The organism is Streptomyces triticisoli (assembly GCF_003270085.1).
GTDB classification, from domain to species: Bacteria; Actinomycetota; Actinomycetes; order Streptomycetales; family Streptomycetaceae; genus Streptomyces; species Streptomyces triticisoli.
This window is the reverse complement of sequence record NZ_QFDQ01000081.1, coordinates 25,318-44,422: the sequence shown is the minus strand read 5'-3', so window position 1 is coordinate 44,422 and position 19,105 is coordinate 25,318. Positions and strand designations below refer to the sequence as shown.

General features: G+C 71.2%; 19 protein-coding genes. 11 read left to right on the top strand and 8 right to left on the bottom strand.

Annotated features, from left to right (window positions below; genetic code table 11):
• Window positions 1-573: adenosylcobinamide-GDP ribazoletransferase (locus DEP02_RS14640; RefSeq protein WP_112467760.1), on the bottom strand; the 573-nt coding region annotated here is incomplete at its 3' end.
• Between the two features lie 87 nt (window positions 574-660).
• Between DEP02_RS14640 and DEP02_RS14635 the strand changes: the two genes are divergently transcribed.
• On the top strand, window positions 661-1,428 hold the full coding sequence (locus DEP02_RS14635) for a hypothetical protein (protein WP_112467759.1): 768 nt from the start codon (window positions 661-663) through the stop codon (window positions 1,426-1,428).
• A 303-nt stretch (window positions 1,429-1,731) separates the two neighbouring features.
• Here DEP02_RS14635 and cobT read toward each other — a convergent pair whose 3' ends face one another.
• Window positions 1,732-2,817 (bottom strand): nicotinate-nucleotide--dimethylbenzimidazole phosphoribosyltransferase, encoded by a 1,086-nt coding sequence (gene cobT, locus DEP02_RS14630; RefSeq protein ID WP_112467758.1) that lies wholly within the window; start codon window positions 2,815-2,817, stop codon window positions 1,732-1,734.
• Window positions 2,818-3,011: 194 nt separating this feature from the next.
• On the opposite strand from cobT, the gene DEP02_RS14625 reads away from it, so the two are divergent.
• Window positions 3,012-4,088 (top strand): class I SAM-dependent methyltransferase, encoded by a 1,077-nt coding sequence (locus DEP02_RS14625; protein WP_112467757.1) that lies wholly within the window; start codon window positions 3,012-3,014, stop codon window positions 4,086-4,088.
• Here DEP02_RS14625 and DEP02_RS14620 read toward each other — a convergent pair.
• On the bottom strand, window positions 4,069-5,274 hold the full coding sequence (locus DEP02_RS14620) for a bifunctional adenosylcobinamide kinase/adenosylcobinamide-phosphate guanylyltransferase (RefSeq protein WP_198668442.1): 1,206 nt from the start codon (window positions 5,272-5,274) through the stop codon (window positions 4,069-4,071). The genes DEP02_RS14625 and DEP02_RS14620 overlap by 20 nt on opposite strands.
• A 114-nt stretch (window positions 5,275-5,388) precedes the next feature.
• Between DEP02_RS14620 and DEP02_RS14615 the strand changes: the two genes are divergently transcribed.
• Window positions 5,389-5,601: a hypothetical protein gene (locus DEP02_RS14615; protein WP_112467763.1), complete on the top strand. Its 213-nt coding sequence runs from the start codon at window positions 5,389-5,391 to the stop codon at window positions 5,599-5,601.
• 43 nt (window positions 5,602-5,644) lie between these two features.
• Here DEP02_RS14615 and DEP02_RS14610 read toward each other — a convergent pair whose 3' ends face one another.
• The 3 genes from DEP02_RS14610 to DEP02_RS14600 all read right to left on the bottom strand — a co-directional run bounded on the left by DEP02_RS14610 (window position 5,645) and on the right by DEP02_RS14600 (window position 8,551).
• Complete coding sequence (locus DEP02_RS14610; RefSeq protein ID WP_112467756.1) at window positions 5,645-6,739, bottom strand: S1C family serine protease; 1,095 nt, start codon at window positions 6,737-6,739, stop codon at window positions 5,645-5,647.
• 427 nt (window positions 6,740-7,166) lie between these two features.
• Window positions 7,167-7,868: a class I SAM-dependent methyltransferase gene (locus DEP02_RS14605; protein WP_112467755.1), complete on the bottom strand. Its 702-nt coding sequence runs from the start codon at window positions 7,866-7,868 to the stop codon at window positions 7,167-7,169.
• Window positions 7,869-7,951: 83 nt separating this feature from the next.
• Complete coding sequence (locus tag DEP02_RS14600; RefSeq protein WP_232839116.1) at window positions 7,952-8,551, bottom strand: DUF3043 domain-containing protein; 600 nt, start codon at window positions 8,549-8,551, stop codon at window positions 7,952-7,954.
• A 342-nt stretch (window positions 8,552-8,893) separates the two neighbouring features.
• Between DEP02_RS14600 and DEP02_RS14595 the strand changes: the two genes are divergently transcribed.
• The 5 genes from DEP02_RS14595 (at window position 8,894) to DEP02_RS14575 (ending at window position 15,325) form a co-directional block, all read left to right on the top strand.
• On the top strand, window positions 8,894-9,670 hold the full coding sequence (locus tag DEP02_RS14595; RefSeq protein WP_112467753.1) for a PspA/IM30 family protein: 777 nt from the start codon (window positions 8,894-8,896) through the stop codon (window positions 9,668-9,670).
• A gap of 84 nt (window positions 9,671-9,754) precedes the next feature.
• Window positions 9,755-10,033 carry a PspA-associated protein PspAA gene (pspAA, locus tag DEP02_RS14590; protein WP_112467752.1) on the top strand — a complete coding sequence of 93 codons (279 nt, stop codon included), beginning with the start codon at window positions 9,755-9,757 and terminating at the stop codon, window positions 10,031-10,033.
• A gap of 61 nt (window positions 10,034-10,094) precedes the next feature.
• Window positions 10,095-11,336, top strand: coding sequence for a sensor histidine kinase (locus tag DEP02_RS14585; protein WP_112467751.1), 1,242 nt, complete (start codon window positions 10,095-10,097; stop codon window positions 11,334-11,336).
• On the top strand, window positions 11,333-12,016 hold the full coding sequence (locus DEP02_RS14580; RefSeq protein WP_112467750.1) for a response regulator: 684 nt from the start codon (window positions 11,333-11,335) through the stop codon (window positions 12,014-12,016). The genes DEP02_RS14585 and DEP02_RS14580 overlap by 4 nt, the downstream gene beginning before the upstream one ends.
• Window positions 12,017-12,196: 180 nt before the next feature.
• Window positions 12,197-15,325 carry an efflux RND transporter permease subunit gene (locus DEP02_RS14575; RefSeq protein WP_112467749.1) on the top strand — a complete coding sequence of 1,043 codons (3,129 nt, stop codon included), beginning with the start codon at window positions 12,197-12,199 and terminating at the stop codon, window positions 15,323-15,325.
• Between the two features lie 52 nt (window positions 15,326-15,377).
• On the opposite strand, the gene DEP02_RS14570 is transcribed toward DEP02_RS14575, so the two are convergent.
• Window positions 15,378-15,575, bottom strand: a complete 198-nt coding sequence (locus DEP02_RS14570) for a DUF397 domain-containing protein (RefSeq protein ID WP_112467748.1) — start codon at window positions 15,573-15,575, stop codon at window positions 15,378-15,380.
• Window positions 15,554-16,399, bottom strand: coding sequence for a helix-turn-helix domain-containing protein (locus DEP02_RS14565; RefSeq protein WP_112467747.1), 846 nt, complete (start codon window positions 16,397-16,399; stop codon window positions 15,554-15,556). Before DEP02_RS14565 ends, DEP02_RS14570 begins: the two co-directional genes overlap by 22 nt.
• A 160-nt stretch (window positions 16,400-16,559) precedes the next feature.
• On the opposite strand from DEP02_RS14565, the gene DEP02_RS14560 reads away from it, so the two are divergent.
• The 3 genes from DEP02_RS14560 (at window position 16,560) to DEP02_RS14550 (ending at window position 19,045) form a co-directional block, all read left to right on the top strand.
• Entirely contained in the window at window positions 16,560-16,859 is a 300-nt protein-coding gene (locus tag DEP02_RS14560) for a hypothetical protein (protein ID WP_112467746.1), read from the top strand.
• 426 nt (window positions 16,860-17,285) lie between these two features.
• Window positions 17,286-17,678, top strand: a complete 393-nt coding sequence (locus tag DEP02_RS14555) for a hypothetical protein (RefSeq protein WP_112467745.1) — start codon at window positions 17,286-17,288, stop codon at window positions 17,676-17,678.
• A 68-nt stretch (window positions 17,679-17,746) separates the two neighbouring features.
• Complete coding sequence (locus DEP02_RS14550) at window positions 17,747-19,045, top strand: VanZ family protein (RefSeq protein ID WP_112467744.1); 1,299 nt, start codon at window positions 17,747-17,749, stop codon at window positions 19,043-19,045.
• Window positions 19,046-19,105: the final 60 nt, after the last annotated feature.

Genomic DNA, 19,105 nt, shown 5'->3' with positions numbered 1-19,105 from the left:
GACCGCGCCCGGGACCGGCACCACTCCGGCGACCGCGGCGCCCAGCCCCTCCGGGCGGGCGGCCGGGACCCCGGTGCGGGCGGCCAGGGTCAGAACCAGCCGGGCGGCGGTCGCCGAGACGACGGCGGCGAGCGCGCCCCGGGCCCAGGAGTCGTCGTAGGCCCGGGTCAGGGCGGCCACCTGGGCGAGCAGGACGAGGACGAGGGTGATCACCCCGAAGGGGCCGATGTCCGACTGCTTCATGATCCGCAGCGCGTCCTCGGCGGGCTTGCCGCTGCCCAGCCCGTCCGCGGTGTCGGCGAGCCCGTCGAGGTGCAGACCGCGGGTCAGTACGGCGGGCACGGCGACGGTGGCGACGGCGGCGAGCGGCGGGCCGGCGCCCAGGAGGAGCAGCAGCAGTCCCACGGCCGCCGCGGCCAGCCCGACCACGAGCCCGGCGAGCGGTGCGCAGAGCATGCCCGCGCGTGCGGCCTCGCGGTCCCAGCGGCCGACCCGGACCGGCAGCACGGTGAGGGTGCCGAAGGCGAACCGCAGTCCGTGCGGCGGAGGGACCGGCCGGGGGGTCGTGGACATCCGGGCAGAGTACGGGACGGCCCACGGGAGTGCCGCGGGCCCCTCCGCGGGCGGGCGGCGCACCGGCGGGCGCGGCACACTACACCCATGGGGCACTGGCTGGAGCGCAACATCATCGAACCCGGCAAACTGCCCCTGCTCCTCGCCCTCGTCGCGTTCATCCTGACCTTCGTGATCACCCGGACCATCACCCGGCTGATCCGCGCCGGAAAGGGCCCCTTCGGCAACGTCAAGGCCGGCGGCCTGCACATCCACCACGTCGTGCCCGGCGTGCTCCTGACCGTCCTCGGCGGTTTCGGCGCGGTCGCCAGCAGCAACGGGAACAGCTTCGGCGCGGCGGCCTTCGCGGTGGTCTTCGGGATCGGCGTGGGCCTGGTGCTGGACGAGTTCGCGCTGATCCTGCACCTGGACGACGTCTACTGGACCGAGGCCGGCCGCAAGAGCGTCGAGGTCGTCGTCCTCACCGCGGCGGTGGTCGGGCTGGTGCTCGTCGGCTTCTCCCCGTTCGGCGTCAACAACCTGTCCCCGGCCGAACTGCAGAACCGCGGCGTGGTCATCCTCAGCGTGGCCGTGAACTTCCTGTTCGCCCTGGTGGCCCTCAGCAAGGGCAAGGGCCGTATCGCCCTGTTCGGCGTGATCATCCCGTTCATCGCGCTGTTCGGCGCGATCCGCCTGGCCCGCCCCGGCTCCTACTGGGCCAGGCGCTTCTATCGCCGCCGCCCGCGCGCCCGGGCCCGTGCCGGCCTGCGCGCCGACCGCCACGACCGCCGCTGGTCCGGTCCCCGCCGGGCGTTCCAGGACTGGATCGGGGGCAAGCCGGACGAGCGGCCGGCCCGCCTTCCGGGGCACAGATGACCCGTGCCACCGGCGGGCCGTCCAGCGGCACGGCGCCGACAGCCCGCACCCCGGCACCACCCCCAGGACCGCGGCCAGGTGCTCCTTGCCGGCCAGGTTCTCCTTCAGCGCCGCCTCCAGCGCCATCGCCGCGGTGACCGCGACCGCGGTGACGTACGCCCCGTGGCGCACCGCGAGGCCCACCACGGCGGCCGACGGGCCGGCGTCCACCACGCGCGCGTCGGTGGCGGGCAGGCCCAGCGGGAGAGGTGCGGGCCCGGCCCTCGCCCGACGGGCCCTCGACTGCTTCCCGTCCGCCCTCGGCTACTCCTCGCCCTCCTTCTCCTCCGGCCCGTCCCCGTCCCCCGGGCGTTCGGGAAGCTCCGCGGCCAGGGCGGCGGCGGACTGGACCAGGGGGAGGGCCAGGAGGGCGCCCGCTCCCTCGCCGACGGTCACCCCGTGGTCGAGGAGGGGGTCCAGGGCCAGACGGTCCAGGGCCTTGGCCTGGCCCGGCTCGCCGCTGTTGTGGCCGGCCAGCCACCAGTCCGGGGCCCGGAACGCCACCCGCTGCCCCACCAGGGCGCACGCGGCCGACACCACGCCGTCCAGGATGACCGGCAGCTTCCGCACCGCGCACTGCAGCAGGAAACCCGTGGTCGCGGTGAGGTCCGCCCCGCCCACGGTCGCCAGCAACTGCAACTGGTCGCCGAGCACGGGCCGCGCCCGGCGCAGCGCGTCCCGGATCGCCGCGCACTTGCGCATCCACGCCAGGTCGTCGATGGGCTCGCCGCCGCGCCCGGTCACCACGGAGGCGTCCGTCCCGCACAGCGCGGCGATCAGCACCGCGGCCGGTGTCGTCCCGCCCACGCTGACATCGCCGAGCACCACCAGGTCCGTACCGGAGTCGGCCTCCTCGTCGGCCACCGCCATCCCGGCCCGGAAGGCGGCCTCAGCCTCCTCCGGGGTCAGCGCGTCCTCCACGTCGACGCACCCGCTGCCGCGCCGCACCCGGTGCCGTACGACGTCCTCGGGCAGCGTCTCGGGCGCGCAGTCCAGCGCCATGTCGACCACCCGCACCGGCACGCCGAGCCGCCGGGCCAGCACGGACACCGGACGGCCGCCCTCCAGCACCGCCCGCACCAGCTGCTCGGCACCGCCCGCCGGCCGGACCGAGACACCCCGCCCGGCGATCCCGTGATCACCGGCGAACAGCACCACCCGCGGCCGTTCCACCGGCCGCACCGGCACCGCGCCCTGCGCCGCGGCCAGCCACTCACCCAGTTCGTCGAGCCGGCCCAGCGCCCCGGGCGGCACGATCCGACGCTCCCGGCGCGCCTCCGCGGCACGGCGCACACCGCCGTCGGGACGCTGGATCAGATCGGTGAAGTCGTCGAGATTCAGCGAGCTCATTCGCCGAACAGTACCGGCCCCGCTCGAACAGGGCGGTGCCACGTCGGCACCACACCCGTACGGCGTCTTTCCGCCCGGAATCCCGATCCCCTACGTTCCTTTGCGCCATCTTTGTGGTGAATTCTTCAGTGGATTGTTCAACGCACCGCTCAACGCACCGCTCAACGAACTGTTCTCGCCCCCGGGAGCCGCCCATGCCGTCCCTGCCGTACGCCCCGCGGTTCTACGACCCGCGCCGCATCGCGTACGCCTCCGAACTCGCCCAGGGCACGCGCCGCTTCCAGGAGCCGCCCCGCGAGGACTGCCCCTGGTGCGGCTCCCGGCGGCTGCGCACCCGGCTGCGCGCTCCGGACCTGCTCCAGCACAAGCCGGGCACGTTCGCGCTCCACCAGTGCCGGGACTGCGGCCACGCCTTCCAGAACCCCCGGCTCACCCCGGCCGGACTGGCCTTCTACCACCGGGACTTCGACGAGACCGACCCGGAGGGGTTCGCCGACCCGGCGCTCGCGGTCCGCCGCAGCCACCGGCGGCACCGCTGGGACGCACACCTGATGCGGGGCGTCGGGGAGCCGGAGGCCTGGCTGGACGTCGGCACCGGCCACGGCCACTTTCCCCGGGCCGCGCAGGAGGTGTTCCCGTACACCTCCTTCGACGGCCTGGACCCCACCCCGCGCGTGGAGCGGGCCCGCGCGGCCGGCCGGGTCGAGGAGGCCCACGTCGGCCACCTCGCCGACCCGCACGTCGCCGAGCGCCTGCGCGGCCGCTACGACGTGGTCAGCGTCTTCCACCACCTGGCCCATGTGCCGGACCCCCGCGCCGAGTTGCGCGGCGCCCTGACCGCGCTGCGCCCCGGCGGCCACCTGCTGGTCGAACTCCCCGACCCGCGCTGCCTGTCCGCCCTGCTGCTGGGCAAGTGGTGGCTGCCGCACGGCCAGCCGCGCCATCTGCACCTGCTGCCCCTGCGCAACCTGCGCGCGGAACTGGAGTCCCAGGGCTGCACGGTCCTGGTCACCGACCGCCGCACCCCGCACACCCCCGGCGACCTGTCGGCAGCCGTCGCCCTGGCCCTCGGCCACGCCCTGCCCGCCGCCGACGCCCCCTGGCACGACGCCCCGCCGACCACCCTCCGACGCGCCCTGCGGGCCGTGCTGTCCACCGCGACCAGCCCCCTGGTGGACGCCGCCGCCGTCCTGGACCTCCTCCTGTCCCCCCTGCTGCGCCGCATCCCCGGACTGTCCAACGCCTACCGCGTCATCGCCCGCGCAGCGTGACGGCCTGGCCCGCCACCACCAGCAGGACCTGTTCGCACTCCGCCGCGAACGCCGCGTTCAGCCGGCCCAGTTCGTCGCGGTAGCGGCGGCCGGAGGCGGTGGCGGGCACGATGCCCGAGCCCACCTCGTTGGAGACGGCGACCACCGTGCGCCGCGTCGTGCGCACGGCGTTCGTCAGCGCCGCCACCCGCTCGCGCAGGGCGCGCTCGCCGCCGTCGGCCCACTCGGCGTCGTCCCAGGCGCCGACGGAGTCCATCGCGTCCGTCAGCCACAGGGACAGGCAGTCCACCAGGAGCGGCGGCCCGTCCTCCTCCAGCAGCGGCACCAGGTCGCACGTCTCCGCGGTGCGCCAGGAACCCGGTCGCCGCTCCCGGTGCGCGGCGACCCGGGCCGCCCACTCGGTGTCCCCGCCCCGGGACCCGCCGGTGGCGACGTACAGCACACCGGGGAAGGCCTCCAGCCGCCGCTCGGCCTCCACCGACTTCCCCGAGCGCGCCCCGCCGAGCACCAGCGTGCGCCGGGGCACGTCCGGTACGTCCTCGTACGCCCCGACCACCAGCGTCGTACCGTCCGGCACCGCCCGCGCCCCCGCCGCCGCCAGCCGCCGGCCCAGCTCCGGTCCCGGCGGCACGTCGTGGTCCAGGTGGACCGCGACGACGTCCGTGGTCGGCCCCACAGACCCCACCGCCCGCAGCTTGGCCAGGGAGTCCGGGCGCCCCACGACATCCGCGAGCACCAGGTCGTACGACTCCGCCGAGCCCTCCTCCAGACCGGCCGGCGCCCCGCCCGGCGGCAGGTACAGCAGCCGCAGCCCCTCCGGGCCGGTCACCGCGTACCCCGTGCCGGGGACGTCCAGCGCCACCGCCCGCACCCGATGCCCCGTCAGCAGCGCCAGCTCCCGTCCGTCCGGCACCCGCCCGGGCTGCGGCAACCCCGCCGGCACCTCGACGGCCGGCCCGTCGTGCGGATGGGACAGCAGCACCTGCGCCACACCGCCCAGCGAACACCCCGCCCGCGCCGCCGCGAACGCCGCGCCCGGCGTCAGGTCCAGCAGCAGCGAGCCGTCCACGAGCAGCGCGGTCGCCGCCCGCGCGTGAGCGCCCAGCGCCGTCGCGCAGGCCGCACAGGAACAGTCGGGGCGGGGCAGTCCCGCGGGGGCACCGGTGCCGAGCAGAGTCACGTCCACGGACCTGATTTTCCCGTGTCGCCGCAGGTCTTGCGCATCCGGCTAGGCTGCGGGGGCAGGAATGGGAACAAGATCCGGCTTTCGCTGTGCAGTGTGCACACCAGGGAGGCGTACATGGCGGCATGGACGTGGCGGTTCGAGACGGCCGACGGGACGGAGGTCCAGCCCGCGGTGCAGCCCGAGGAGTTCACCGTGCAGGGCGACGCGGAGTCCTGGATCGGGGAGAACTGGAAGGCCCTGCTCGACGGCGGCGCGGACCAGGTACGGCTGTTCGAGGACGCCACCGAGATCTACGGCCCGATGAGCCTGCACGCCCACGAGTCCTAGGGACTTCTCCGGGCCGGGGGCGGTCGTACTCGGCCGCCCCCGCTCACTGTTCGCCCAACGTCACCTCCACCGTCCTCCGGCTGCCGCCCCGCGTGAAGGTCACCGAGGTCCGCTGCCCCGGCTTGTCGGCGGCCAGCGCCTCGGACAGCGAGGTGATGGTCGTGATGGTCGTACCGCCGAGCTCGATGATGATGTCCCCGGACCGGATGCCCGCCTTGTCCGCCGCGCCGCCCGCCTTCACGTCGACGACGGCGACCCCCGCGGGCTGGTAGTCGGCGTTGACGACCGTGCGCCCGGTGATGTCCAGCGCGGCCCGGCCGGAGTGGACGACCCTGCCGTAGCGGACGATCTGGCCGGCGATCGTCTTCACCGTCGACGCCGGGATCGCGAAGCCGATGCCGGGCGCCGCGGAGCCGATCTGGGGCTCGGTGGCGGCGAGCGTGGGGATACCGATGACCTGGCTGTCGAGGTTCACCAGCGCGCCCCCGCTGTTGCCCGGGTTGATCGCGGCCGAGGTCTGCACCATGTTGGCGATGGTCGCCCCCGTGCCGCCGCCGCTCTGCCCCTCGCTGACGGTGCGTCCGGTCGCCGACACGATGCCCTGGGTCACGCTCGACGACAGCCCCAACGGCGAGCCCATGGCCAGTACGATCTGCCCCACCTCCACCTTCGCGGAGTCGCCGAAGGTGGCGGCCCGCAGCCCGTGGGGCACCTGGTCCAGCTTCACCACGGCGAGGTCCTGCTGGGGGTAGGAGGAGACCAGGTGCGCGGTGAGCGCCGTCTCGCTGTTGGCGGTGGTCACCTTGAAGGTCCTCGCGCCGCCCACCACGTGCGCGTTGGTGACGATGTGTCCCTTGTCGTCGTACACGACCCCCGAGCCCAGCTCGCGGCCGGTCTGGATCTGCACCACCGACGGCAGCGCGTTCTTGATCACCCGCAGGTAGTCGCTCTGCAACTGGTCGACCTTCGTGGGGGCGTCGGCCCGTCGCTGTCCGCCGTCCCCGGTGGCGGAGAGGTCCTTCGTGCCCCGGGTCTTCGGGACGGCCGAGCCGGTGCACCCGGACAGCAGCGCGGCACAGCAGAGCCACGCGGCGAGGAGAGCGACCAGCCGGGAAGCACGGGCAGCGCAGAGATCCATGCCCCGAGTCTCCCCTCGGGGGTTGGCAGCTGCTCGCTAAGGAGTGTGCACGAGGTCGGTTTAGCTCGATCGTGTGATGGTCGGCTTCCGGGCTTGCGGTGTGCTGGGCCGGTCGGGGTAGCGTTGCGGTGCGATCTGGGACGCCGGGTGCGGTGCCAGCGTGCGGGGCCCCTGCTCCACCAGAGAGATGGTTCAGGGCCTCCCCGTCGCCTCTGGCCGCATCCATATAGCCAGGTCGTGAGGGACTCCGCCCGCCCGGCCCGGACCACGGACACGATCCGTGTCGCCGCCCGGGATGCGAAAGCGGACGACCAGTGCGCCCACAACCGTTCGGGGCGTGCCAGTGCGCGGACTCACTCCCGCTCACTGCCCAGGAACGGTGAGGGACCGGCTTGCCGTACTCACCCGAACGAGCGCCCGCAGGCTCTCAGCCGCGCACCCCGCACAGGTGCAGCAGCGCCGCCACCGCGCGGTACGGGTCCGTGCGCCCCGCCCGCTCCTCGGCCGCCAGCAGCGTCTCGGCATCGGCCGGCGTCTCGGCGTCGTCCGCCGCCGTGTCCGTGAAGACCCGCACCCCGTACCAGGTGTGCAGCGGCGCCCCGATCCCGGCCAGCGTCGCCGTCAGGTCCGCCAGCCGGTCGGCCCGTACGTCCAGCCCCAGCCGGTTCCGGTACGCCGTCGTGTCGAACGAGGTCAGCGTCGTCGCCCAGTCCCCGGACAGCCCCGGACGCAGCGCCAGCGCGTCGCCGTTGCGCACCAGCAGCGACAGCAGGCCGCCCGGCGCGAGCATCCGCGCCAGCCCCGCCAGCAGCGGGTCCGGCTCCTCGACGTACATCAGGACGCCGTGGCACAGCACCACGTCGAAACTGCCCGGCAGGAAGTGCACCCCGGTGTCCTGGCCGTCGCCCTCGACGATCCGCATCCGCGCCCGTATGCCCTCCGGCTCGGCGGTCAGCGCCTCGCGGGCCACGGAGATCATCGTCGGGTCCCGCTCGATCCCGGTCACCTGGTGCCCGGCCCGGGCCAGCCGCAGCGCCTGCGTGCCCTGGCCCATCCCCACGTCGAGCACCCGCAGCCGCTGCCCGACCGGGAACCGCCCGGCTATCTGCTCGTCGAGCTGCCGGGCCACCAGCTCCTGTCGTACGACATCGCGCAGCCCGCCCAGCTTCTGCAGCCACGTGTTCGCGGCATCCCCGGAGAAAGCGGTCGTGCTCAGGGCCGCTCCCCGCGCTTGACCTGCGGCTTGGGCAGCCGGAGCCGGCGCATCTGCAGGGAGCGCATCAGGGCGTAGGCGACCGCGCCCCGCTTGTTCTGGTCCGGGAATCGCTCGTTCAGGCGCTTCTTCAGCCGGAAGGCGGTGGCGATCGAGTCCAGCACGATCATGACGATCACCACGAGCCACAGCAGCAGCGCGATGCTCTGCACCTCGGGCTTCTGGATGATGCTCAGCACCAGGATGACCACGGCCATCGGGAGGAAGAACTCCGCGATGTTCAGCCGGGAGTCGACGAAGTCCCGCGCGAACCGGCGCACCGGGCCCTTGTCCCGCGCTGGGAGGTAGCGCTCGTCGCCACTGGCCAGCGCCTGGCGCTGCCGCTCCATATGGGCACGGCGCTCGTCGCGCTGCCGCTTGGCGGCCTCCTTGCGCGTCATCGGCGTGTTGGCGACGCTGCGGCGCCGGGTCTGGGCCTCACTGCGCTTGGGCGTGGGCCGGCCCTTGGGGGCCTGAGGGTCACGGGGCTGCTTGGAGTCGGTCACCGGCGCCTTGTCGGCGGCCCGGGCCTTCTCTTCCTTGGCACGGCTACGGAACACAGGACCCAAGGGTACGGGCTCGACCCGCATGGACCCCAGCCCGGTGGGGAACGATCCGGCAACACCGATCGTCTGTAGAGAGACAGGCAGAGAGACAGGCAGAGGGACAGCAGAGGGACAGAAGGGACGATCCGCCCGCCCTGGCCCGGCGGTCCTCGGGGATGAGATCCTCCCTGCGCCGGAGCGGAAGCGGACACAGTCGTCCTTGGGGATGACCGCATCCGTTCCCGAACAGTGCGGTAATGGAGGCAGGGCCCGTACTGTGGGTTCTGTCGCAAGCTGTGTGAGCTGGAGTCCGTCAGAAGGGGGCGCGCGAAGCCCATGAGCGGTGTCATGAAGCGTATGGGGATGATCTTCCGCGCGAAGGCGAACAAGGCCCTTGACCGGGCCGAGGACCCGCGCGAGACCCTCGATTACTCGTACCAGAAGCAGCTGGAGCTGCTGCAGAAGGTGCGGCGCGGTGTCGCGGACGTGGCGACCAGCCGCAAGCGCCTGGAGCTCCAGCTCAACCAGTTGCAGCAACAGTCCGGCAAGCTGGAGGACCAGGGCCGCAAGGCGCTCGCGCTGGGCCGCGAGGACCTGGCCCGCGAGGCGCTCTCCCGCCGCGCCGCGCTCCAGCAGCAGGTGACGGACCTGGAGACGCAGCACTCCACCCTCCAGGGCGAGGAGGAGAAGCTCACTCTGGCGGCCCAGCGCCTGCAGGCCAAGGTCGACGCCTTCCGTACGAAGAAGGAGACCATCAAGGCGACCTACACCGCCGCCCAGGCGCAGACCCGGATCGGCGAGGCGTTCTCCGGCATCTCCGAGGAGATGGGCGACGTCGGCCTGGCCATCCAGCGCGCCGAGGACAAGACCGCGCAGCTGCAGGCCCGGGCCGGCGCGATCGACGAGCTGCTCGCCTCCGGCGCCCTGGACGACCCCTCCGGCATGGCCAAGGACGACATCCAGGCCGAGCTGGACCGGCTCTCCGGTGGTACGGATGTAGAGCTGGAGCTGCAGCGCATGAAGGCCGAGCTGGCCGGAGGCACGTCCGCCGAGCGGCAGGCCATCGAAGGCGGCCAGGACCAGGAGCAGCCCCAGCAGCAGCCGCAGGACACCCCCCGCTTCGACAAGCAGTAGGACGACAAGCAGCAGGGCAAGCAGTAAGCCACGTCGAGGCACGCCACGTCACCGACAGCCGGGGCCACGCCGAGGAGGGCGGACATGATCGTACGGATCATGGGAGAGGGACAGGTGAGACTGGCCGACAGCCACCTCGCCGAGCTCGACAAGCTGGACGACGAACTCCTGGCCGAGATGGAGAACGGCGACGGCCCCGGCTTCCGCCGCACCCTCTCGGCCCTGCTGTCCAAGGTCCACGAGCTGGGCGAGCCCCTGCCGGACGACTCCCTGGAACCGTCCGAGCTGATCCTCCCGGCCGCGGACGCGACCCTGGAGGACGTACGGGACCTGCTGAGCGACGACGGCCTGATCCCTGGGTGAGGGTCACCCAGGGGGACGTGGCGCTCCTGACCCCCGCAGGAACCCCGGACCGTACGCGAACGTGACCACCACCCCCCTCGACCGCGCCCGCTGCCGTCTCAAGGCGCACCCCCTCGCCCTGGACGCGGCCCTCGCGGCCGGAGTGCTGGTGTGCATGGTGGCCGGCTCCTTCGTGGACCCCCACGGGGAGCGCGGCGTCAGCTGGGCCGTCCGCCGGCCCGAAGTGCTCAGCCTGGTCCTCATGGCCCTCGGCGCCGCCGCGCTCGTCCTCCGCCGCCGCGCCCCGCGCACGGTCCTCGCCGTCACCGGCACCGTCTCCCTCGTCGAGTGCGTCACCGGCGACCCCCGCGCCCCCGTCGCCATGTCCGCCGTGATCGCCCTGTTCACCGTGGCCGCCACCACCGACCGCCCCACCACCTGGCGTCTGGGCCTGACCACCATGACCGTGCTGACCGGCGCCGCCATGCTCGCCGGGCCGCAGCCCTGGTACGCCCAGGAGAACCTCGCCATCTTCGCCTGGACCGGCATGGCCGCCGCCGGCGGCGACGCCGTCCGCAGCCGCCGCGCCTTCGTGCACGCCATCAGGGAGCGCGCCGAACGCGCCGAACGCACCCGCGAGGAGGAGGCCCGCCGCCGGGTCGCCGAGGAACGCCTGCGCATCGCCCGCGACCTGCACGACGTCGTCGCCCACCACATCGCCCTGGTCAACGTGCAGGCCGGAGTCGCGGCCCACGTCATGGACAAACGGCCCGACCAGGCCAAGGAAGCCCTCGCCCACGTCCGGGAGGCCGGCCGCTCCGCGCTGAACGAACTGCGCGCCACCGTCGGACTGCTGCGGCAGTCCGACGATCCCGAGGCCCCCACCGAACCGGCCCCCGGCCTGGACCGCCTCGACGAACTCGTCGGTACCTTCCGCAGCGCCGGCCTGCACGTCGAGGTCGCCCGCACCGACCAGGACACCACCCTGCCGGCCGCCGTCGACCTGGCCGCCTTCCGGATCGTCCAGGAGGCCCTCACCAACGTCCAGAAACACGCCGGCACGACGGCGAAGGCCGAGGTCAGCGTCGTACGCGTCGGACCGCACGTCGAGATCACCGTGCTGGACGACGGAGCCGGCACGCGCGGCGGCCCGCAGCAGGGCGGACCGCAGGAGAGCGGCGGGCACGGGCTGCTCGGCATGCGCGAGCGGGTCACCTCCCTCGCCGGCACCCTCACCACCGGGCCCCGCTACGGCGGCGGCTTCCGCGTCCATGCCATCCTGCCGGTCGACGCCCGCACCAGCGCCCCGGAGGAGCCCGCATGACGATCCGTGTCCTGCTCGCCGACGACCAGGCCCTGCTGCGCAGCGCCTTCAAGGTCCTCGTCGACTCCGAGCCGGACATGGAGGTGGTCGGCGAGGCCTCCGACGGCGCCCAGGCGGTACGGCTGGCCAAGGAGCGGCGGCCCGACGTCGTACTGATGGACATCCGCATGCCCGGCACCGACGGCCTTGCCGCCACCCGCATGATCAGCGCCGACCCCGCCCTCGACCAGGTGCGCGTGGTCATCCTCACCACCTTCGAGATCGACGACTACGTGGTGCGGTCACTGCGCGCGGGCGCCTCGGGCTTCCTCGGCAAGGGCAGCGAACCCGAGGAACTGCTGAACGCCATCCGCATCGCCGCCCAGGGCGAGGCGCTGCTGTCCCCGGCCGCCACCAAGGGCCTGATCGCCCGCTTCCTCGCACAGGGCGACCCGGCCGGCGACGACCACGACCCGGCCCGCTCGGCCCGCCTGGACACGCTGACCGTCCGGGAGCGCGAAGTGCTCGTCCAGGTCGCCGGCGGACACTCCAACGACGAGATCGCCGGACGTCTGGAGGTCAGCCCCCTGACCGTGAAGACCCACGTGAACCGGGCCATGGCCAAGCTGGGCGCCCGCGACCGGGCACAGCTCGTCGTCATCGCCTACGAGTCGGGCCTGGTACGGCCCAGGGCGGAGTGAGCGTACTGCGCTCGGAGTAGGAGCCGGGCGCGGAAATGGACCAGGGGCCTACGGATCGCCGCCCGCCCATGCCCGAAGGTGTAGGGGTGGCGCCCACTGTGCGCCCGCGCCGTTCGTATCGTTCATGACCCTGTGCCGCTCGTGCCGCTTGTGCCGTTCACAGAATCGAGACCCTCACCCATGTCCTGGCTGTCCAGATTCAGCCTCGCGCAACGGGCCCTGATCGGGCTGATGTCGATCGTCGCGCTCGTCTTCGGGGCGATCGCCATACCCCAGCTCAAACAGCAGCTGCTGCCCAGCATCGATCTCCCCATCGTGTCCGTGCTGGCGCCCTACCAGGGCGCGTCCCCGGACGTGGTGGAGAAGCAGGTCGTCGAGCCCCTGGAGAACAACCTCAAGGCGGTCTCCGGCATCACCGGCGTCACCTCCACGGCGAGCGAGGGCAACGCCGTGATCATGGCGTCCTTCGACTACGGCAACAACACCAAGCAGCTCGTCGCCGACGTCCAGCAGGCCGTCAACCGGGCCCGCGCCCTGCTCCCGGCCGACGTCGACCCGCAGGTGGTGGCCGGCTCCACGGACGACATGCCCACCGTGGTCCTCGCCGTCACCTCCGACAAGGACCAGCAGGCCCTCGCCGACCAGCTGGACAAGACGGTCGTACCGGAGCTGAAGAACATCGACGGCGTCGGCCAGGTCACCGTCAACGGCGTACGGGACCTGCAGGTCACCGTCGTCCCCGACGACAGGAAGCTCGCCGCGGCCGACCTCACCTCCGCCGCCCTCGGCGAGGCCCTGAGGGCGGGCGGCGCCACCGTCCCGGCCGGCTCCTTCGAAGAGGACGGCGCCAACCGCACCGTCCAGGTCGGCGGCGGCTTCACCTCGCTGCGGCAGATCCAGGACCTGATGGTCACCGGCACCGGCACGGGCGCCGGCGCGGGTTCGGGCGCGAAGAAGCCGGTGCGCCTCGGCGACGTCGCCACCGTCAAGCAGGAGCCGGCCAAGGCCGACTCCCTCACCCGCACCAACGGCAGGCCCAGCCTGGCCGTCGTCGTCACCATGGACCACGACGGCAGCGCGGTCGCCATCTCCGACGCGGTCAACGACAAGCTGCCCGACCTGCGCGAGACCCTCGGCTCCGGCGCGAAGATCACCGTCGTCAGCGACCAGGGCCCGGCCGTGGCCAAGGCCATCGAGGGACTGACCAGCGAGGGCGCGCTCGGCCTGGTCTTCGCGGTCCTCGTCATCCTCGTCTTCCTGGCCTCGGTCCGCTCCACCCTGGTGACCGCGGTGTCCATCCCGCTGTCCATCGTCCTCGCGCTGATCGTGCTGTGGACCCGCGACCTGTCGCTGAACATGCTGACGCTGGGCGCGCTGACCATCGCCATCGGCCGGGTCGTCGACGACTCGATCGTGGTCCTGGAGAACATCAAGCGCCACCTCGGCTACGGCGAGGAGCGCCACACGGCCATCATGACCGCCGTGCGCGAGGTGGCCGGCGCGGTGACCTCCTCCACGCTCACCACGGTCGCCGTGTTCCTGCCGATCGGCCTGGTCGGCGGCATGGTGGGCGAGCTGTTCGGCCCGTTCAGCCTCACCGTCACCGCGGCCCTGCTGGCCTCGCTGCTGGTGTCGCTGACGGTCGTGCCGGTGCTGTCGTACTGGTTCCTGAGCGCGCCCAAGGGCACGCCCGCCGACGCCGAGGAGGCCCGCCGCCTGGCCGAGGAGAAGGAGGCCAGGAGCCGCCTGCAGCGCCTCTACGTCCCCGTCCTGCGCTTCGCCACCCGGCGCCGCCTGACCAGCGTGCTGATCGCGGTCGTCGTCCTCATCGCCACCTTCGGCATGACCCCGCTGCTGAAGACGAACTTCTTCCACCCCGGCGACCAGAAGGTCCTCAGCATCAAGCAGCAGCTGAAGCCGGGCGCCGGCCTGGCGACCACGGACGCCGCGGCCCGGAAGATCGAGGACGTGCTCGCCGGCGTCAAGGGCGTCAAGGACTACCAGGTCACCATCGGCTCCTCCGGCTTCATGGCGGCCTTCGGCGGCGGCACGGACACCAACCGGGCCTCCTACCAGGTGATGCTTCAGGACTCGGCGTCCGCCGACGACGTACGCGCCCGCATCGAGAACCGCCTGGGCAAGCTGTCCGGGATCGGCGCCACCACGGTCGCCGCCGGGGACGGCTTCGGCTCCCAGGACCTGAAGGTGATCGTCAAGGCGGGCGACGCCGACGTGCTGCGCCAGGCCTCGGAGCAGGTCCGCAAGACGGTCGCCGGCCTCGACGACGTCGCCGACGTCACCAGCGACCTGTCGCAGAGCGTGCCGCGCATCTCGGTGCGGGCCAACTCCAAGGCGGCAGCGGCGGGCTTCACCGACCAGACCCTCGGCATGGTGGTCGCCCAGTCGGTCAGGGGCACCCCGGCCGCGAAGGCGATGCTGGACGACACCGAGCGGAACGTCGTCATCAGGTCGGCGAAGCCGGCGCAGACGCTGGACCAGCTGAAGAACCTGCGTCTCGGCCCGGTGAAGCTGGGTGACGTCGCGACCGTCGAGCTCGTCGACGGGCCGGTGTCGATGACCCGGATCGACGGCCAGCGCGCCGCCACGATCACGGCCAGGCCGACCGGGGACAACACCGGCGCGGTCAGCGCGGACCTCCAGTCCAAGCTCAGCGACCTGAAGCTGCCCGCGGGCGCGAAGGCCGAGATCGCGGGCGTCACCGCCGACCAGGACGAGGCCTTCACGAACCTGGGCCTGGCCATGCTGGCGGCCATCGCGATCGTCTTCATGCTGCTGGTCGCGACCTTCCGCTCGCTGGCCCAGCCACTGATCCTGCTGGTCTCCGTCCCGTTCGCGGCAACCGGCGCGCTCGGCCTGCTGATCGCCACCGGTACGCCGATGGGCGTCCCCGCGATGATCGGCATGCTGATGCTGATCGGCATCGTGGTCACCAACGCGATCGTGCTGATCGACCTCATCAACCAGTACCGCGCGCGGGGCCACGGCATCGTCGAGGCGGTCGTGGAAGGCGGCCGCCACCGCCTCCGCCCCATCCTCATGACGGCCCTGGCCACCATCTTCGCTCTGCTCCCGATGGCCCTGGGCGTCACCGGCGAGGGCGGCTTCATCGCCCAGCCGCTCGCGGTGGTCGTGATCGGCGGCCTCCTCACGTCGACCCTGCTGACCCTCCTGCTGGTCCCGACGCTCTACGCGATGCTGGAGCTCCGCAAGGAGCGCCGCGCGAAGAAGCGGGCGGCCAAGCGCGAGGCGAAGGCGAAGACGGAGGAGCTGGAGCCCGCGGGCGTCTGACGCCGTGTGACAGTGCGAACGGCCGGGTCTCCTGGGAGACCCGGCCGTTCTCCTACGCCTTGAGGGCGTTGACGAACGCGTCCCAGGCGCCGACCGGGACGACGACCACGGGGCCGTGGGGGTTCTTGCTGTCGCGGACGGGGACGGCACCGGGGAAGTCCTCGGCGATCTCGACGCATTCGCCCCCGTTCGCATTGCTGTAACTGCTCCGGCGCCAGCGGGCGGAGATCAGCTCAGGGCTGTGTCGCATGGCTTGTAGTCCTCCATCGCCTGTCGGATCAGCTCCGCCGAGGCGGCCGGCGAGAGGGCGTTGGCGCGGAGCACCTCGTAGTGCCGTCGCCACTTCTTCACCGAATCCCGGTCCTCATACAGGTGACCGACCTCGATGCCCTCTTCGTAGGCCACGGTTGAGCCGTTGGGAAGGGTCAGCAGGGTCAGGGCACCGCCCATCAGATAGTGAGCACCGGCACTGAAGGGCATCACCTGGACCTTGCTGTCCGGAGTATCCAGCTGTTCGAGCAGCGAGGCCAGTTGCCCGTACATGCCTTCCCGGCTGCCGACGGGGCGCCGGAGCACGGACTCGTCGATGATGGCCCACCGCAGCGGGGGCCGGGCCGAGCGGATCCTCTCCTGTCGGGACATCCGCGCGTTGACACGCTCCTCCACCTGCTCCGGCAACAGCTCCTCCCGCAGACTGAGTTGAGCGCGGGCGTACTCCCTGGTCTGCAACAGCCCCGGGAGAGCCTGCGTCCCATAGTTCTCGACGACCTCCGCCTGCGCCTCGAAGTCCATGAACCGCCGGTACTGGTCCGGGTGGGCCTCGCGCTTGGCCAGCTCGTACAGCCCGTGGAAGTGCTTCTCCGTGCCGAACGCGGCGTCGAGCCGGTCCGGCAGGTCCGGCGGCGGCATCAACTCCGCCGTCTCGACGCGCGCCAGCGTGCTCTTGCTGGAGTTGAGGATGCCCGCGAGCTGAAGCAGCGACAACTTGGCGGCCTCGCGGTGACGGCGCTGCTCGGCGCCGAAGTAGTGGCGGGCGGAGAGATAGGGAGTGAGGGTCTGCGGCTTGAACGTCATCGGTCACGCCTCTCTGACGGATCGTCCCGTTCCCCACGCTGGGACGCGGCGCTCCTGTCACCACCCCGTGCCTCAGCGCGACGATTACGGCACAGAAGGTAATGACCGGAGATCCGGCCCCGCAGCGAAATGGACGGATCCCACCGAAGGGAGCGACGCGATGATCCGCGACGGACGGGACGGTACGCCGCTGCGGTTGCTGCCGTGGACGACACCGGAGGGCGCCCCGTGCTACTTGAGCACCGACGACCCCCGCAGCCGCCTGTCCCTCCTGGCCGACGAACTGGAGGCGGACCTGCTCGGCTCGGCCGAGTTCGTCCTGTCCGAGGCCAGGCCGCTGCTCGCCGACGAGGCCTCCAGGGCACGGGAGTTGCGCTTCACGCGCGTACAACTCGCCGCAGCGCTGGCGGACGCACTGAGAATCGCGAAGAGCCGGGGCGCGCGGCTGCCGGAGAACTGAACCCCACCCGCAGGTTCGAGTGCCACCGGGACCGGCGCGACTTCCCGGCCGACGAGGACGTCCTCGAGCGAGGTGGGGACTGAGGGCCAGGTTGGTCTTCCAGGCCGAGGGTGTCCAGCAGGGGCTGGAACGTGGGGATCTCGTTGCTCTTGTCGGCGATCCGCTCTCCGAGTGCGGCCAGTGGCCGGGCGTCGGCCAGGATGCCTGCCGCAGTCGCTGTCAGTATCGCGGTCAGTGGGTGGATCCAGCTCCGCCGGCCACACGGATCGAGCTGACGGACAGTCATAAACCAAGCCAGAGTGCCTAGTTCACCAATGATCTGCTCTGGCGTAAGCGTTCAAGATCGCTTAGGGTTGCCATCACTGGAGCGGCACAACGCGCCAGTTCGTTCTGGTTTTCTGTTTTATCCATCTGTGGGAAACAAGTATGGGTATCGCCAAGAAGGTCAGTGCGGTTGTGGCCGCATCGCTCTGTGTGCTCGGGGCCGGTACGTCGGCCTGGGCGGCGACCACGTCGACGAAGCTGAGTAATGGCACGCTCTACTCGACCGTGGAGAACAGAAGAAACGTTTCTGGAAACTCCAGCCTTTTCTACTCGTCGGTGAAGTACACCAAGACGGGGGGCGGCACGATCAGCGCCGTGTTCGCTATGGACGCCAGCGGCAAGATCTACAACTCTTCGTCGTACAGCATCTCGGCGGGGCAGACCAAGTCGCACAGCTTTGGCGGTTTGCCTGTGCCCTCGGGCTGCCGTGCGACCGGCGGCCTGATCGTGTCGGGCCAGGGCACTTTCTGGACGCCGTCTCTCAACCCCTGCTGAGTTGAAACACGGGTGTCCGATCCCGATTCGTCGGGGTCGGACACCCGACGCCAGAACGAGGAACTCCATTGATCAGCGCTTCTGTCGGGGCACTTGCGGGTGTCGTGACCGTTTTCCTGGTGTTCGCGGTGTTGCTCGCGTTGCCGGCTGTGTTTCTGGCGAGGACGAAGAATGCCTCTGTCGCGCAGAGTGCTGCAGCAGCAGTTTTCTTTGCGGGTGCCCTCGCTGTGACATTGACACCAGGTAACGTTGGTGACGCCGCTACGAATCTGGAGTGCATCACGGGAACGTCTCTGCGTGGGTCGCTGGAAACCACCCAGGGGCAACTTAATGCACTGCTCTTTCTCCCCGCGTGCTTTTTCCTCGTCATCTCCACCCGTCGGCCGCTGGTATCACTGGCGATCATCAGTGTTACCGTTCCAGGCGTTGAACTCGCACAGGCTGCTTTCCCGTTGGGGCGGACATGCACCTACTCTGACATCACTCTGAATTGTGTGGGTGCCGCGATCGGCTTCACTGCGGGGTTGGTCGTGGTGTGGGCCAAGTCGCGGAAGTCTCCCTTCTCTCGCCGCGATTTCCGCCTCGGTGGGGTCGCGGCAGGATCGGCGCTACTCGTCATGTTTGCCCTCTTCCAGGGTGCGGTCACGCCTGTCGAAGGAGCGTCCGAAGCCTTGGGCGTCACCTCTGCTCAGGACCGTTGGGCTCGCGAAGCCGCCGCTGGTGTGTTCGGTGAACATACGCGGGTTGCACAGGTTCAGTTGCGCCCGGCTACCCCTGATGAACCCGTCGTGATTGACGTAACTACTGATGCAGGTTTCCTGAACCTTTCGTGGACAGCTCGCAAGATACTCGCCGCAGACTCCTTCGAGCGGCAGGACGACGGTGGGATGCTCAGTTCCGCGCAGGCAAAGGCGGTGGGTGAGCGTTTCGCAAAGCGTTGGTTCGCGGAAGAGGTAAAGAATAGCGAAGTCGCCTGGGACCCGCTGGGAGGCGGAAACGGACCTTATTCGCTCAGCTACCGCCGCTATCGCAATGGCGTTCTGATGCCCATGCGGCTTGACATCACAGTCACTTCATCGGGTCGTATCATGGCGATCACGGTGAGATCGATGAAGGACCCTGATCTGCCCAAGCCGGTATTGGACCGCGAGGAAGCTCAGCGCCGGGCAGAAGGCCTGACCAAGATGAAAGCCATGGGCGAATCCTTCCTTCTGGCTGAGAGAGTTAATGGGGTGTGGCGGCCTCTTTGGCTGGTCAACGTTGGCGAGAACGGCGAAGCGCGCGAAGCTCCCCGCATCGATGCGATCACTGGTGAACGGGTCCAGCCCGATCCCGTAATGGAGCAGGGGGTTCCCTCTGACTCGTAGTGAACCACCCCAATTGGAGAGGAGGCTCGACCTGACCTACGTCCTGCCCGACCGAGTGGA

Excerpts from the sequence above, each read along its gene's own strand:
- DEP02_RS14635 (WP_112467759.1), top strand. The coding sequence starts at position 661 with ATGGGGCACTGGCTGGAGCGCAACATCATCGAACCCGGCAAACTGCCC.
- cobT (WP_112467758.1), bottom strand. The coding sequence starts at position 2,817 with ATGAGCTCGCTGAATCTCGACGACTTCACCGATCTGATCCAGCGTCCC.
- DEP02_RS14625 (WP_112467757.1), top strand. The coding sequence starts at position 3,012 with ATGCCGTCCCTGCCGTACGCCCCGCGGTTCTACGACCCGCGCCGCATC.
- DEP02_RS14615 (WP_112467763.1), top strand. The coding sequence starts at position 5,389 with ATGGCGGCATGGACGTGGCGGTTCGAGACGGCCGACGGGACGGAGGTC.
- DEP02_RS14610 (WP_112467756.1), bottom strand. The coding sequence starts at position 6,739 with ATGGATCTCTGCGCTGCCCGTGCTTCCCGGCTGGTCGCTCTCCTCGCC.
- DEP02_RS14595 (WP_112467753.1), top strand. The coding sequence starts at position 8,894 with ATGGGGATGATCTTCCGCGCGAAGGCGAACAAGGCCCTTGACCGGGCC.
- pspAA (WP_112467752.1), top strand. The coding sequence starts at position 9,755 with ATGATCGTACGGATCATGGGAGAGGGACAGGTGAGACTGGCCGACAGC.
- DEP02_RS14580 (WP_112467750.1), top strand. The coding sequence starts at position 11,333 with ATGACGATCCGTGTCCTGCTCGCCGACGACCAGGCCCTGCTGCGCAGC.
- DEP02_RS14575 (WP_112467749.1), top strand. The coding sequence starts at position 12,197 with ATGTCCTGGCTGTCCAGATTCAGCCTCGCGCAACGGGCCCTGATCGGG.
- DEP02_RS14570 (WP_112467748.1), bottom strand. The coding sequence starts at position 15,575 with ATGCGACACAGCCCTGAGCTGATCTCCGCCCGCTGGCGCCGGAGCAGT.
- DEP02_RS14565 (WP_112467747.1), bottom strand. The coding sequence starts at position 16,399 with ATGACGTTCAAGCCGCAGACCCTCACTCCCTATCTCTCCGCCCGCCAC.
- DEP02_RS14560 (WP_112467746.1), top strand. The coding sequence starts at position 16,560 with ATGATCCGCGACGGACGGGACGGTACGCCGCTGCGGTTGCTGCCGTGG.
- DEP02_RS14555 (WP_112467745.1), top strand. The coding sequence starts at position 17,286 with ATGGGTATCGCCAAGAAGGTCAGTGCGGTTGTGGCCGCATCGCTCTGT.